This is a genomic window from Frankia sp. AvcI1 (genome assembly GCF_001420875.1).
GTDB lineage: Bacteria > Actinomycetota > Actinomycetes > Frankiales > Frankiaceae > Frankia > Frankia alni.
This window is the reverse complement of sequence record NZ_LJFZ01000002.1, coordinates 117,250-131,194: the sequence shown is the minus strand read 5'-3', so window position 1 is coordinate 131,194 and position 13,945 is coordinate 117,250. Positions and strand designations below refer to the sequence as shown.

10 protein-coding genes and 7 pseudogenes are annotated in these 13,945 nt (G+C 73.2%); 12 read left to right on the top strand and 5 right to left on the bottom strand.

Annotated elements, in window-relative coordinates; genetic code table 11:
* Positions 1–31: 31 nt before the first annotated feature.
* A complete protein-coding gene (locus UK94_RS02775; protein WP_011601751.1) occupies positions 32–1,225 on the bottom strand; it encodes a DUF4407 domain-containing protein in 1,194 nt (397 codons plus the stop codon).
* Positions 1,226–1,495: 270 nt separating this feature from the next.
* On the opposite strand from UK94_RS02775, the gene UK94_RS02770 reads away from it, so the two are divergent.
* Positions 1,496–1,939, top strand: coding sequence for an SRPBCC family protein (locus UK94_RS02770; RefSeq protein ID WP_041938704.1), 444 nt, complete (start codon positions 1,496–1,498; stop codon positions 1,937–1,939).
* Between the two features lie 48 nt (positions 1,940–1,987).
* On the opposite strand, the gene UK94_RS37825 is transcribed toward UK94_RS02770, so the two are convergent.
* The 3 genes and pseudogenes from UK94_RS37825 to UK94_RS02760 form a co-directional block, all read right to left on the bottom strand.
* Positions 1,988–2,386: a transglycosylase SLT domain-containing protein gene (locus tag UK94_RS37825; RefSeq protein WP_235486384.1), complete on the bottom strand. Its 399-nt coding sequence runs from the start codon at positions 2,384–2,386 to the stop codon at positions 1,988–1,990.
* Positions 2,387–2,500: 114 nt separating this feature from the next.
* A pseudogene (locus UK94_RS37820) lies at positions 2,501–2,776 on the bottom strand (hypothetical protein); the annotation flags it as partial.
* 46 nt (positions 2,777–2,822) lie between these two features.
* On the bottom strand, positions 2,823–3,935 hold the full coding sequence (locus UK94_RS02760; protein WP_011601747.1) for an anti-sigma factor RsbA family regulatory protein: 1,113 nt from the start codon (positions 3,933–3,935) through the stop codon (positions 2,823–2,825).
* Positions 3,936–4,368: 433 nt separating this feature from the next.
* Between UK94_RS02760 and UK94_RS37815 the strand changes: the two are divergent.
* The 4 genes and pseudogenes from UK94_RS37815 to UK94_RS37800 all read left to right on the top strand — a co-directional run.
* A pseudogene (locus UK94_RS37815) lies at positions 4,369–4,732 on the top strand (Tex-like N-terminal domain-containing protein); the annotation flags it as partial.
* Positions 4,733–4,734: 2 nt separating this feature from the next.
* A pseudogene (locus tag UK94_RS37810) lies at positions 4,735–4,808 on the top strand (hypothetical protein); the annotation flags it as partial.
* A gap of 1 nt (position 4,809) precedes the next feature.
* Positions 4,810–5,725: pseudogene (locus UK94_RS37805) on the top strand (RNA-binding transcriptional accessory protein); the annotation flags it as partial.
* 1 nt (position 5,726) lies between these two features.
* On the top strand, positions 5,727–7,056 hold a 1,330-nt coding region (locus UK94_RS37800), incomplete at its 5' end, for a helix-hairpin-helix domain-containing protein (protein ID WP_235486277.1).
* A gap of 235 nt (positions 7,057–7,291) precedes the next feature.
* Here UK94_RS37800 and UK94_RS02750 read toward each other — a convergent pair.
* Positions 7,292–8,239: a DUF4394 domain-containing protein gene (locus tag UK94_RS02750; protein WP_157734092.1), complete on the bottom strand. Its 948-nt coding sequence runs from the start codon at positions 8,237–8,239 to the stop codon at positions 7,292–7,294.
* Between the two features lie 329 nt (positions 8,240–8,568).
* Here UK94_RS02750 and rpsR point away from each other — a divergent pair.
* The 7 genes and pseudogenes from rpsR to UK94_RS37785 all read left to right on the top strand — a co-directional run.
* Positions 8,569–8,746 (top strand): 30S ribosomal protein S18 (gene rpsR / locus UK94_RS02745; RefSeq protein WP_235486382.1); only part of this gene is annotated, 178 nt, incomplete at its 5' end.
* Between the two features lie 687 nt (positions 8,747–9,433).
* Positions 9,434–11,659 carry an ATP-binding protein gene (locus UK94_RS02740; protein WP_055748604.1) on the top strand — a complete coding sequence of 742 codons (2,226 nt, stop codon included), beginning with the start codon at positions 9,434–9,436 and terminating at the stop codon, positions 11,657–11,659.
* Between the two features lie 28 nt (positions 11,660–11,687).
* Positions 11,688–12,107 (top strand): roadblock/LC7 domain-containing protein, encoded by a 420-nt coding sequence (locus tag UK94_RS02735; protein ID WP_011601739.1) that lies wholly within the window; start codon positions 11,688–11,690, stop codon positions 12,105–12,107.
* Positions 12,104–12,306: pseudogene (locus UK94_RS37795) on the top strand (DUF742 domain-containing protein); the annotation flags it as partial. The gene UK94_RS02735 and the pseudogene UK94_RS37795, both read left to right, overlap by 4 nt.
* A gap of 1 nt (position 12,307) precedes the next feature.
* Positions 12,308–12,463: a DUF742 domain-containing protein gene (locus tag UK94_RS37790; protein WP_235486380.1), complete on the top strand. Its 156-nt coding sequence runs from the start codon at positions 12,308–12,310 to the stop codon at positions 12,461–12,463.
* A pseudogene (locus UK94_RS02725) lies at positions 12,444–12,951 on the top strand (ATP/GTP-binding protein); the annotation flags it as partial. The gene UK94_RS37790 and the pseudogene UK94_RS02725, both read left to right, overlap by 20 nt.
* 1 nt (position 12,952) lies before the next feature.
* Positions 12,953–13,070 (top strand): annotated as a pseudogene (locus UK94_RS37785) (ATP/GTP-binding protein); the annotation flags it as partial.
* Positions 13,071–13,945: the final 875 nt, after the last annotated feature.

Below are 13,945 nucleotides of genomic sequence, written 5' to 3'. Positions count from 1 at the left end.
GCCCCATGGACGCTTCAGGACGGCGGACGGTTCAGGACGGCGTGGCGCGGTGGGCGCGGTCGGCGGGGTCCGGCGCCGGCGCCGGGTCCGGCACGCGGTACCGGACGCGCAGGTCGCGGATCCGGCTGTCCCGATCGATGCGGATCTGCTCGCGGCCGACGTCGGCGTCGGCGAGGTCGGCCGCGACGCGCAGGGAGGTGCCGATCTCGTCCCGGCGCCGCACATACTGGCCGTAACGGGCGGCGGCGCCCTCGGCGAGGGCCTCGGCGAGCTCACCGCGGCGACGCGCAGTCTGGCCGATCTGCTGGGCGTCGACCTCGTCGGTGGTCTCCCCCTGCCACTGGACGAGCCGCTCCCGGCGCCGCAGCTCCGTCTGCTCCAGCGTCCGTTTGAACATCAGCGGGCCGAGGTCGATGCCGAGCAGCAGCAGGGTCAGCACCGTCCGCCAGAGCAGCACGGAGTGGTCGGCGGCCGTCAGCCGCCAGAACGCCTTCTCCCGGATCAGCAGGTCGTCGGCGGCGTCGACGGTGGCGGTCTGCTGGTCGCGGAAGTGCGCGCGGCGGGCGTCGCGGGACTGGTCGAAGACGTCCAGGCGGGCCTGGGCGGCGTCGCGCTGGCCGGTCGCGGTGGTCACCGCCGCGGTCGCGGCGCCGAGCTCGCCCAGTTTGATCCGGTACACCGCTCCCTCGCCGCTCAGGCAGCCGTCGCCCCCGGTGAGCTGGCAGTTCACCTCGGCGGTCTTGCCGGTGACGAGGGCGTGGGCGCTGTCCAGCGCACGCTGGCGGGCGGCGAGGTCGTCGCGCAGGACCCGCTGCTCGCCGAGCTGGTTGGCATCCCAGCCGCGCAGCACCCGGCCGAGGTCCTCCTGGCGGATCTGGGTGACCCGCGGCGCGATCGACGGCGCGAAGATCCTCAGTAGCAGCGTCTCCCCGACGAGCAGCGCGGCGCAGACGGCGATGAAGATCCGCATGGCGGTGGAAGGACCGGCGCGGCCCACTCGAACGGTCCCGCCGGGCCCGTAGCGGTACGGGCGGGTGGACAGCAGCACCGACCGGTCGATGAAGAAGATCACCGTCGCATAGAACAGGCCGAACGGGACCGCGCCGAGAGTCGAGCGGTGCAGACCCATCGCGGCGACCGTGGCTCCCGCGTAGGTGGCGAGCCCGGCGGTCAGCAACATCAGTGCACCGGCGGTGACGAAACGGGGGCGGTCCTGCGGAGCCACCGCGCGGCTGTCCGCGCCCGCGCAGAAGACGAGGAGGTCCCCGAAGGCACGCGGATAACCTGCCCATGCGCGAGAAATCGGCCTACCCCCTCGTCCGGCGCCCCGGTGGCGGCGGCCGGTTCCAGGGCCGCCGCCAGCGTCCCCGCAATGTAACTCTGAGTAATCGATCCGGCCATCCTCGACCGGTGCTCGGGCGGCCCCGGTGCGGCGTCCGCGGCCGGCGTGCGAATCTGACCCGTGCGGACGCCCGGCAGCGAGGGAGGAACAGCGGTGGGACAGATCAAGGTGGTGGTCCAGCGGGCCGTACCCGGCACGCCCGAGCAGGTCGTCGCGAAGCTCGCCGACTACCAGGGCGCCCGCGCGCGGTCCTGGCCGGAGAACGTCTCGGAGTACCGGGTGCTGGCCGGCGGCACCGGGGCGGGCAGCCGGATCGCCTACCGGCTGCAGGCCACCCGCAAGCGGGTCCGCCAGGTCGACGCGACGGTGTCCGCGCCGGATGCGACCACGCTCGTCGAGGCGGACCAGAACTCCTCCCTGCAGACCCGGTGGCAGGTGGCCCCCGGCGCCGGCGAACAGCAGAGCACGGTCACGGCGACCACCACGTGGGACGGCGCCGGCGGGGTCGGCGGCTTCTTCGAGCGCACCTTCGCCCCGATCGGCATCCGCCGGCTGAACACCGCGGTCCTGGAGAAGGTCACGGCGCCTGCGGACTGACCCCGCCGCGTCCCCCCGCGTCCCTCGGCACCGGGGCGGCCACCGCCGTCACCAGACGCGGGCCAGGACGTTGCTGACGTAGCCGTTCATCCGGTCGAGTTTCGGTTTGTCGGCCGGATCGGTGGCGGACAGTTCGCCCTGGGCCCACTGCGCGGCCCAGGTCGGGACATTGTGCGCGGCAATGACGTACAGCCAGTTGTGGCCCCAGCGGTCGGAATCAAAGCGTTCCCGCATCGCCTTGGCCGTGGAGTCGAGCGCCCAGAAGGGATCCAGCGCCCGCGCCGTGGTGATGTCGGGCAGCGTGGTGTTCCACTGGCAGAGCCCGAAATCCGAGTTCGTCCAGTAGCCGACCGCGCCGGGATCCCAGTTGCTCTCGATGGTGGCGATACCGCGCAGGAGTCCGCGGGGGACCGTGTACTTCAACGCGTAACGGTCCGCAATCGGCATGAACAACGCGTAGGACGTCTCCTTGTTGACGAATCCCGCCGGGCTGTGCTCGACCNCCGGCAGGTACATGTCGCGGTTGATCACGGGCTGCAGCTTGTCCTGGAACGCGATGANGGCCGCCTTGGTGGCGGCGGTGAAGCGACCGTCGGTCGGCACCGGGGTGCCCGGGCCGCCGTGCCAGTTCAGCGCCCGGCTGATCGCGGTGATGCCGGCCCGGACGGCGAGGATGTCCGCGTCGGTGCTGCCGGCGGGCGGGGCCTCGCCCGCGCCGACGCCGTAGCACCGGCCCGGCCCGGCGGCGGTTGTGCCACCCGCCGGGGCAACGGTGCCGCCCCGACCGTCCGTGGGCCAGGCGCCGCGCCCGACCCGGGTCCGCTCCGTCGACGTCACCGCAGTCTCCTCCCCCGCCGGACGTGCGCATCGGCGCCGCGACCGGTCAGACGTACATGAACATCCGCACGGTCGTGCCGACGCTCCCCGACCGGAGCTGCACGAGATCGCAGAGCTGGTTGACGAGCCACAGCCCCCGCCCGCCGCTGAGGTCGAGGTCCGGACGCCGTCGCCCGGCAAGCCGGTCGGCGAGCCGACCGGAGTCGGTGACCTCGCAGACCAGGCAGCCGTCGGCGGTCCAGAAACGCACGATGCCCCGCCCACCGCCGTGGCGGACGCTGTTCGTCGCGACCTCGTGCACGGCGAGTTCGAGGTCGCCGGCCCGGTCCTCGCCGAGCCCGTCGGCGAGGGCGGCGCGGGTGGCCGCCGCGCGAACCAGACCGAGGTCGTCCGGTCCGAACGCCACCTCGGCCCGCGGCCGGCCGAGGTCCGGCAGCGGCTCGGCGAGTGGATCCGGCCGGGTGGCCGCGGCGGCGTCGGCCACCGCCGCGGCGGAGACAGCGGGGACCGCGGAGACAGCGGGGACCGCGGAGGCAGCGGGGACCGCGGAGGCAGCGGGGACCGCGGAGACGGCGGGGACCGCGGAGACGGCGGGGGCCGGCGGGCGGTAGCGCGCGCTGACGCGGCCGAGCCCGCCGTCCACCACCACCGGATGGGTCTGCCACACCTCGTCGGCGGTCACCGCGTCGAGCGCGGTCACCTCGTAGGGGCAGCGCAGCCGCCAGGCCGGCGGGGCCGTGAACGCCTCGTTGAGCAGGGCCTCGTGAAGCATGCACTCCCGCTGCTCGGGAACGGGGCGCCCGGACCACAGCGGCTCGCCGATCCCGCGAACCGTCCGGCCCCGTTCGATCCCGAGGTCGAGGAATTCCTGCCAGGCGGGGATGATGCGCGCCGGATTCCGGCCGACCTCCGTCAGATCGAGAAATGTGACTCGCCTGGCGGCCCGGTCGAGCGCGGCCCGAAGAAGCGCCATCCGCGCGGGCGTCACCGCGACGAGAACGTCCTCGTCGGCCGCGAGGCCGGCGAGGATGAAATCCCTGGTCGCGCTGAGGAAACCGACGTCACCCCGGAACAGGAAAGCCTCGTGGCGAATGCCGCCGACGTTGGTCGGGCTCAGGGCCGGACCGCGGACTGGACCGAGAGTACTCTCCCGAGTCACTCCGCCGCCCTGCGTTGCAATCCGGCAGCGGACGACCCCGGCATGGACGAGCCGTATCCAGCCGGACCACGTCTCGAATGCGAGAAATAACAGCGTCCCGCACCCGCGTCCCCACCCCCCATGCGCACGCGCACATCATAGGTCATGTCGCACCAATGGGATATGCCCNGCAACGGAATCGAACGGGGCGGATCACACCGGATCACACCGGACCGGCCACCGCCTCCAAGGCTGCCCTCGGCGGACGGCGGCCCGGCCGATCGCCGCACCGCGGCCCACGGGCGGNGGCCGGCGCCTCAGCCCGGATGGCCGCCCGGGCGGAAAGCGGNGGGTGATCGCCCGTAGTCTCGCAGTCAGCGCGGATCGGCCGGACGGCCCGGCACCGCGCTGACGCGCACAGCAGCGACGAGGACGAGAAGGCGGATCAGGCATTGTGACGACGACATCTGTCCCACAGCGGTCCATCCATCAGCGGATCGCCGAGGAGCTCGGCGTGCGCCAGGGGCAGGTGACGGCGGCGGTCGACCTGCTCGACGGGGGCGCCACCGTGCCCTTCATCGCCCGCTACCGCAAGGAGGCGACGGGCACCCTCGACGACACCCAGCTACGCACCCTGGAGGAGCGCCTGCGCTACCTGCGGGAGCTGGAGGAGCGGCGCACCGCGGTGCTGGAGTCCATCCGCGCCCAGGGCAAGCTCGACGACGCCCTCGAGGCGCAGATCCTGGCAGCCGACTCCAAGGCCCGCCTGGAGGACATCTACCTGCCCTACAAGCCGAAACGGCGGACGAAGGCGCAGANNGCCCGGGAGGCGGGCCTGGAGCCGCTGGCGGACGCCCTGCTGGGCGATCCCACCCGCGACCCGCACGGCACGGCNAGCGGCTACGTCGATCCGGACAAGGGGGTGGCGGACGCCGGTGCGGCGCTGGAGGGCGCGCGGGCGATCCTCGTCGAGCGGTTCGGCGAGGACGCCGACCTCATCGGCGCGCTGCGGGAGCAGATGTGGTCCCGCGGCGTGCTCGTCTCCCGGGTGCGGGAGGGCAAGGAGGAGGCCGGCGCGAAGTTCGCCGACTACTTCGACTTCTCCGAGCCGTTCACCTCGCTGCCCTCCCACCGCATCCTGGCCGCGTTCCGGGGCGAGAAGGAGGAGATCCTCGATCTGACCCTGGAGCCGGACACCCCGACCGAGCCGGGCACCCCGCCCGCGCCCGGGCCGACGAGCTACGAGGTGCGGATCGCCGAGACCTTCGGGATCTCCGACGCCGGCCGGGCGGCCGACCGCTGGCTCCTCGACACCGTCCGCTGGGCCTGGCGCACCCGCATCCTCGTGCACCTCGGCGTGGACCTGCGGATGCGGCTGTGGACGGCGGCGGAGGACACCGCCGTGCGGGTGTTCGCGGCCAACCTGCGCGACCTGCTGCTCGCGGCGCCGGCCGGCAGCCGGGCGACGATGGGCCTGGACCCGGGGTACCGCACGGGCGTGAAGGTCGCCGTGGTCGACGCGACCGGCAAGGTGGTCGCCACGGACACCATCCATCCGCACGTTCCGGCCCGGCGCTGGGACGAGTCGATCGCCACCCTGGCCCGCCTCGCCGCCGAGCACCACGTCGACCTGATCTCGATCGGCAACGGGACGGCCTCGCGGGAGACCGACAAGCTGGCCGACGACCTCATCCGCCGGCATCCGGAGCTGTCCCTGACGAAGGTGACCGTCTCCGAGGCGGGCGCGTCGGTGTACTCGGCGTCCGCCTACGCCGCGGCCGAGCTGCCCGGGATGGACGTCTCGTTGCGGGNCGCGGTCTCGATCGCCCGCCGTCTGCAGGACCCGCTCGCCGAGCTCGTCAAGATCGATCCGAAGTCGATCGGGGTGGGCCAGTACCAGCACGATCTGGCCGAGGCGCGGCTGTCGTCGTCCCTCGACGCCGTCGTGGAGGACTGCGTGAACGCCGTCGGCGTGGACGTCAACACCGCGTCGGCGCCGCTGCTGACCCGGGTGTCCGGAATCGGGGCGGGCCTCGCCGAGAACCTGGTCCGCCACCGCGACGCCAACGGGCCGTTCCGCACCCGCGAGGCGCTGCGGGACGTGCCCCGGCTCGGCCCGAAGGCGTTCGAGCAGTGCGCCGGCTTCCTGCGCATCCGCGGCGGGGACGACCCGTTGGACGGCTCCAGCGTCCACCCCGAGTCCTATCCGGTGGTCCGGCGGATCCTCGCGGCCACCGGCGGCGAGCTGAGCACGCTCATCGGTAACGGCGCGGTGCTGCGGTCGCTGAAGCCGACCGAGTTCGTCGACGACACCGTCGGGCTGCCGACGGTCACCGACATCCTCGCCGAGCTGGAGAAGCCGGGGCGCGACCCGCGGCCGGCGTTCCGCACGGCGGCGTTCACCGAGGGGATCGAGACCCTCGCGGACCTGGTGCCCGGGATGACGCTGGAGGGCACCGTCACCAACGTGGCCGCCTTCGGCGCCTTCGTCGACGTCGGGGTGCACCAGGACGGCCTGGTGCACGTCTCGGCGATGTCGAAGAACTTCGTCAGCGACCCGCGGGAGGTCGCCAAGCCCGGCGACATCGTCACGGTGAAGGTTCTCGACGTCGACATCCCGCGCAAGCGGATCTCGCTGACGCTGCGCCTGGACGACGAGGTCGGGGCGCCGGCGGGCGGCGCGGGGCGCGGTTCGGGGCGCCGCGGCGGCGACGGCGGCGGTACCGGCAGCAGCGGTGGCAACGCCGGCAGCAGCAGCAGCGGCGGCGGCGAGCGACGGGCTCCCGGCGGCGGCGCCGGCACGGGTCGGGAGGGCGCGCGGCGCGGCGAGGCCGGCGGTGAGCGTCGCGACGGCGCCGGTGGCCGGGGCCGGGGCGGCGGCCGCGACGGATCGGCCGGTCGGGCTCCCGGTACGCGCGGCGGTGGTCGCGGCGGGGCAGGGGGTCCCGGCGGCGTGGGGTCCGGCGGCGGCGCGGGTGCCAACCGGGGCGGCGGCGGCGCGGGTGCCAACCGGGGCGGCGGTGGCGGGCGGGGCGGACGCGGCGGTGCGCCGGACGGCGCCATCGCCGACGCGCTGCGGCGGGCCGGGATCGTCACCGGCGACCGGATCACCCTCGACGGCTCCGACCGCAAGCGGAGCTGACCCCGCCTGGGGCACGTCGCGGGCGCGGTAGTCGGCAGGCAGGGCCCGCGGCGGGTCGGGACGGTGTGATCACCGCCCCGACCCGCTGCGGGCCCGGTGACAGTCCCGCCTGGTTCGGCCTGCTCCAGACTCGGCCTGCTCCAGACTCGGCCTGCTCCAGACTTGGCCTAACTCCAGATTCGGCCTACTCCAGATTCGGCCTACTCCAGGTTCGTTCCGCTCCTGAATCAGCTCGTTACTGGTTCGGCGGGATCGCGATGTCGGCGACCTGGGCGTTGCTCGGGAACGAGCCGTGGACGCGGATTCGCCCGGTCAGCGGGTCGATCTCGGCCAGCCGGTAGGTGGACCCGACCAGCAGGGTCGCGAAGGCCCGGTTGCCCACCGCCCGACCGCCCGACCGCCGGGTGAAGATGTCGAAGCCGGCGTCGCCACCCAGGGGCAGGCCGAACTGCCCCGTCGCGACGAGCTGACCGGAGTGGGACGGCGAGCCGACGACCACCTGGCCGAGGGTGGTGTCGACGCCGAACAGGGTGGTCGACGTCGCCGGGTCCAGGTCGTTGTTGGTGTAGGCAGCGCCGGTCAGGCCGGTCGCCACGATGGCCGTCGGCGGGTAGTTCAGCGGTGTGTCGACGACCGTGGTGCCGATCGGCGGGACGCCGGCCCGGTCGTCGATGTTGTGCCGCAGGCTCTGGCCGGTGTTGCTGATGATGCGCAGCCGGTTGGCCGCCGGGTCGAAGTCGACGTCGAAGGCGGTGCCGCTGAGCGCCACCGTGAGGTGCGACACCCGGGTCGCGACCGCGGTGGACGTGTTGATCACATAGATGCCGCCGAGGTTGCCGACGCCGTAGAGGCGACCGTTCTGCACCCGATAGTCGATCCCGATGAGGCTCGTGTCACCGCCGACGAGGCCGCTGACCTGGCCGATCCGCACCAGCCGGGAGGGCGAGTCGACGTCGAAGCGGACCAGGACGCCCGTCGTCGTCAGGCCGAGGCCGACCGCCCGCAGGTCGTCGAACCGCGCCGGGCGCTCGAACAGCGCCGGGCGCTTCGAGACGGCCACGGCGCCCGGGACCGCGGAAGAAGCGCTCGCCGCCCCGGCCAGGCCGGGGAGGGCGGCGACGATTCCGGCGGCCAGCGCGGTGGTCAGTGTTGCCGCGCGTGCCGGGGAATGCCTTCTGGTCACGAAAGTCTCCTTCGGAAGGGCCGATGTGAGGCGGAGGGCCGCGATCCCCGTCACCCCACGTGACTGCCACCCGGGCGCAGTAGATGCTTAGCGTTACCTGAATTCAACGATGTGCAGGACCGGCGGTTTACCGCCAAACCGGGGTGGGCGCCGCCAGCATGGCGACCGAGCACGGATTGTCGTCACCCGACCATCACTGCGCGCTCCGTGAGATAACCGAGTGGACACCGACGGTCGACAGGAGGTCATCCCATGNCCACGCGTCGCACCCCGAAGCCGGGACAGCNCAAAAAGCCGAACATTCTCCGCGAACGCGGGATCACCTACGNCGACTACAAGGATGTCGCCCTGCTGCGCCAGTTCATCTCCGACCGGGGCAAGATCCGGGCCCGGCGGATCACCGGGCTGACACCTCGTCAGCATCGGGAGGTGACCCGGGCGATCAAGAACGCCCGGGAGATGGCGCTGCTGCCCTACCCCGGACCCGCCGCGGCCCGGGGCCGCTGAGCGCACCGCGCCGAGCCCGCCNCCGACAGCGAGCCCCGGGTTCTTCCGATGGCCCAAAAGTGCCAACAGTTCGCTCGTCGCCTCGTCCATGCCGGCTTCCGCATCACCATGCCGCCGTCATGCGGGGAATCCGCGAGACGGTTCCCCGGCACAGCCACATCGTCCAGATGTGTGCAAACCACCACTAAGGCGGACGGGCAAACGGGGCATTCAGGACGGCGCTCGGGAATCTAGGCCGTTCGCGCATAGGCGGGACCGCCGCCTCTTGCGGAACCGTTCCCTTGTCCCCGGATGGTTCCGGGCAGCCTCGGGGACCATTCGGGGACAACAGTGCCCCATCTCTGCCACTAGGGGTCGATCGTCCCGCTCAATGCTGGTTGCTGGCCGTCTGCGAGCCGTGAATGCGTGCCTAGGCTGTCCGACATCGCCGCCGACCCGGGCCGGCCGCCGCCGGTGGCCTGGGCACATGGTTGACCGGCCGGATCGGCAACGTCCTACCGGCCGGATCGCGGGACCGGCGGGACCGGCGACACAGGCGAGACCGGGGGGTCGAAACCGTGGCAGTCACGAATCTGGGCTTACGCACGTCCCACCAGGCCGAACGCGCCCACGGCCGACGGCGCGCCCTCGGCGGCCACCCGGACCGTCCCCGCGTGCTCGCCACCAGCCGCTGACGAGGACCGCCTCATGCCGACACATGCCTCGCCCACCCGCCGTGGCCCCCGCACCCCGACCGACCAGACGCCCGTCGTCCTGCTGATCGCCGTGCTGGCCGTCGTCGGCGCGGCCGCGTGGGCGAACGCCGCCACCGCCGGCCCGGACCGACCGCCGGTGATCGTGTCGGCGGTGGTGGCCACCGCGGTCGTGCTGCTCACCGTCGCGCTCGCGCTCGGCCGCGGTCGGGCGGTCCGTCGGTTACGCAGCCAGGTCACCGACCTGGAGAACCGGCTCGCCGGCGCGCAGTCCCAGGTCCAGACGCAGAACGTCCGCGCCGCCCAGCTCGCCGACCAGATCCTGCCCGCGGTCGTGAAACGGCTGCGTGACGGTGCCTCGCCCGAGGCCGCGCTGGCCGAGATCGTGGAGATCGGCGAGATCGGCGCCGCCGGCACCGCCTACCCGGGCCTCGCCCGCGGAACCGACCCTGCCGTCGGGACGGTCATCGGCCAGGAGGCGGGCGTCATCGGCCGCGGGGACGCCGCCGCAAGCCCGGAGATCGGCGACGGGGACCGCGAGGCACGCGAGACCCACCGACGCATCCTGCGGACGCTGGCGACGGAGATCGGCCGCGGCGAGCGGATGCGCGCCGCGGCGATGTCCGCCTGCGCCAACGCCGCCGGCCGGGTGCAGGCCCTGGCGACGAGCATGCTCGCGGACCTGCGCGAGATGGAGGAGCGCCACGACGAGGAGGTCTTCGGCGACCTGCTCCGCCTGGACCACGCGACCGCGCAGGCGGGCCGGCTGGCGGACAGCATCGCGGTACTGACCGGCGCCCGTACCGGGCGGCGATGGACCAAGCCGATCGTGATGGAGAGCATCCTGCGCGGCGCGGTCGGCCGGATCAGTGCCTACCAGCGGGTCCGTCTGCACTCGACGAGCACGGTCGCGGTCGCCGGCTACGCCGCGGAGGGCGTCATGCACGCTCTCGCCGAGCTGATGGACAACGCGACCAGCTTCTCGCCTCCGTCCGAGGAGGTGCACGTCTACGTGGAGGAGGTCCAGGCCGGCATCGTCGTGACGATCGAGGACGGTGGCCTCGTCATGGGACCCGCCGCGCTGCGCCGTGCCGAGGCCGCCGTCTCGGCGGAGCCGCTGGATCTGACCACGCTGTCCGGCACCCGCCTGGGCCTGGCCGTCGTCGGCGTGCTTGCCCGCAAGCACGGTCTGATGGTGTCGTTCCGGCCGTCCTCGCGCGGCGGTACCGGCGTCGTGGTGATGATCCCCCGCCGGCTCATCACCCAGCCGCGGCCGAACCCCACCGCGGCCGGGCTGCCGGTGGGCGAGATCGTCGGCGCGGCCGCGGCCGCCCCGGGCGCGGCGGCGCGCGCGGACGCGGCCGGCGCGGCGCCTCGGGGCACGAGCAGCAGGCTGGAGCGCCCCACCTCGGTCGAACCCAGCCTCGACGGCGCCAGCTTCGACGGCGCCAGCTTCGACGGCACGAGCTTCAACGGCACCAGGTCGACGGGAACCGGGTCGACGGGAACCGGGTTGGCGGGAACCGGGTTGGCGGGAACCGGGTTGGCGGGAAGCGGCCTGGCGGACGGCGCCGCGGCGGGGCGACCCGCCGCACCCGGCACACCCGTTCTGGGCAGCCCGACGGGGCCGGTCGCGCGCGCCGATGTTCCCGGCGAGCCGGCCGCGCCCGTGCCACCGGCGCCCCGCGAGGTGCTGCCGAAACGGCGTCGCGGGGAGACCATGGCGAACGCGGTGGGCCGGGTGCCGGTTCCGCCGGCGCCGACGCGCGCCTCCCCGCCCGCCGACGCCGGCGCCCGCTTCGGCGCCTTCCGCCGCGCGACCCGCGGCGAGCGGACCGACGCGGTCGCCTCGAACACCTCCAGCGCGCCCGACCGGCCCGGCGTGGGTCGCCCGCCATCGCCGCCGCCTCCGCTGCCTCCGTCACGTACCGGACCGACCGCGTTGCCGGGACCGACCGTGCCACCGAGACCGACCGTGCCACCGAGACCGACCGTGCCACCGGGACCGACCGTGCCACCGAGACCGGTGGAACCGCACCCCGCCTCCGGGGGCAGCGCCGGCGGCCCGGACGAGAGCACCTGGTTCCAGACGCGGGGCGGGACCGACGCCGACGGGCCCACTCCAGGCGGGTCCACGTTCGACGGGCTCACCCCGGACGGGACCAGGTTCGACGGACCCACCCCCGGCGGCCTCCCCACCTGGCGCAACGGCAACTCCTGATCGCTCCTACGCACGGCCGGAGACAAGCATGAACACGAGAACCCGTGACCTCGACTGGCTGCTGGAAAACCTGTTGGAGCGGACTCCGGGAACCCGACACGCCCTGGTGCTCTCCAAGGACGGGCTCAAGCTCTGCCGCAGTTCCGGTCTCAGCGTGGATTCCGCGGACCAGCTCGCCGCCATCGCCTCCGGTATCCAGAGCCTCTCGCATGGCGCGTCGATCGAGTTCGGGGACGGCAGCGGGGGCGTGCGGCAGTCGATGACCGAGTTCCACGGCGGCCTGCTGTTCATCATCGAGGCCGGCCAGGGCGCCCATCTCGCCGTCGTGGCGACCGATGACGCCGACGCCGGCGTCATCGGGCACAACATGAACGAGCTGGTCGAGCAGATCGGCGACTACCTCAGTGCCCCGCCGCGCGAGGCCGCCCCCGGGTTCGCGGCCTCGTGATCCGCGAGGCCATCGACGGGGAGAACCCCGACCGGCTCTACACCGTCACCGGCGGGCGCAGCCGCGCCGACGAGAACGCCTTCGACCTCGTCACGCTGATCGTCAGCGAGAGCGACCCGGCGCCGGGCATGCAGTCCGAGCACGCCGCGATCCTGCGGATGTGCCGGTCGCCGGTCGCCGTCGTGGAGCTCGCCGCCGANCTGAAGCTGCCGGTGAGCGTGGTGAAGATCCTGCTCTGCGACCTGCTGGACACCGGCCGGATCGCGGCGCGCCATCCCTCGGCCTCCGTCGTCAGGACGCCGTTGCCCCATCCCGAGATCCTGAAGCAGGTGCTCGTTGGACTCAAGAAGCTCTGAGCCCGCCGTCCGGGCGTTACCCCGTTCCCGCGCCCCGCTGGCGAGCACGGTCGACGACGCGCTGAAGATCGTGATCGTCGGCGGGTTCGGTGTCGGCAAGACCACGATGGTCCGCGCGGTCAGCGAGATCCGCCCGCTGAGCACCGAGGAGACGATGACCGGTGCCGGCATCGGCATCGACGACACGGGCGGCGTGCGGGAGAAGACCACGACCACCGTGGCCTTCGACTTCGGCCGGATCAGCCTCAACGAGCGGATGGTGCTCTACCTGTTCGGCGCCCCTGGGCAGGAGCGGTTCTGGTTCCTGTGGGACCGGCTGTTCGCAGGGACGCTCGGCGCAGTCGTCCTGGTCGACACCCGTCGGGTGGCGGACTCCTGGTACGCGATCGACCGGCTGGAGCACCACGGGATGCCGTTCATCGTCGCGCGGAACAACTTCGGCGAGCCGGCGCACACGCTGCCGCAGCTGCGCGAGGCGCTGTCGCTGTNCGACGACGTCCCGCTCGTCGACTGCGACGCCCGGCACCGCGCGTCGAGCAAGTCGGTCCTGATCGCACTGGTCAACCACCTGTACGCCCTGTCCACCGCCCAGGAGATCTCGCCGTGACACCTCCGTCCCACGACCGCGTCGACACCTGGGCGCCGGCGCCGGCCGCCCCCGAGCTCGCGGCTCCGGCGCCGGGCTTCCCCGACCACCCGGGCGCGGTCCGGTTGTACGGCCCGCGCTTCCAGCACAACCCGGCGCAGATGTACCGGGAGATGCGCCGCGTCCACGGCCCCGTCGCGCCGATCCTGCTCGACGGCGACATCCCCGCCTGGCTGGTCCTCGGCTATCGGGAGTTGCACTACGTGACGAGCAACCCGGAGCTGTACGGTCGCGACCCGCGCCGCTGGAACGCCTGGGACCGCGTCCCGCCGGACTGGCCGCTGCTGCCCGTCGTCGGCTACCAGCCGTACACGATGCACCTGGAGGGCGCCGAGTTCGAGCGCCGCTCCGCGATCATGAACGACGTGCTCGGTGACGTGGACCTGTTCGAGCTGCGGGCGCTGTGCGAGCGGACCTGCGACGAGCTGATCGACGGTTTCGCCGGACGCGGCGAGGCGGACCTCATCACCGAGTACGCCCAGTCNATGCCGATGNTGCTGATCGGACGCATGATCGGCATTCCCGAGGCCGGCCTGCCGGAGCTGCTCGCGTCGATGAACGCGGCCACCGACGGCTCCGGCCCGGAGGCGGTCGCCGGCCACTCCCGGTTCGTCGCCATCATCAACGCGCTGCTGGCCGACCGGCGGGCCCGCCCGCGGCCGGACCTCCCGTCCGCGATGCTCGGCCACCCCGGGAAGCTGACCGACGAGGAGGCGTCGTGGGACCTGTTGCTGATCGTCGGGATCGGCCAGCAGCCGATCACCGACTGGATCGGCAACACGCTGCGGCTGATGCTCACCGACAGCCGGTTCGCCGTGACCCTTTCCGGGGGCCGG

Excerpts from the sequence above, each read along its gene's own strand:
- UK94_RS37825 (WP_235486384.1), bottom strand. The coding sequence starts at position 2,386 with ATGCCGATTGCGGACCGTTACGCGTTGAAGTACACGGTCCCCCGCGGA.
- UK94_RS02740 (WP_055748604.1), top strand. The coding sequence starts at position 9,434 with ATGCCGACACATGCCTCGCCCACCCGCCGTGGCCCCCGCACCCCGACC.
- UK94_RS02735 (WP_011601739.1), top strand. The coding sequence starts at position 11,688 with ATGAACACGAGAACCCGTGACCTCGACTGGCTGCTGGAAAACCTGTTG.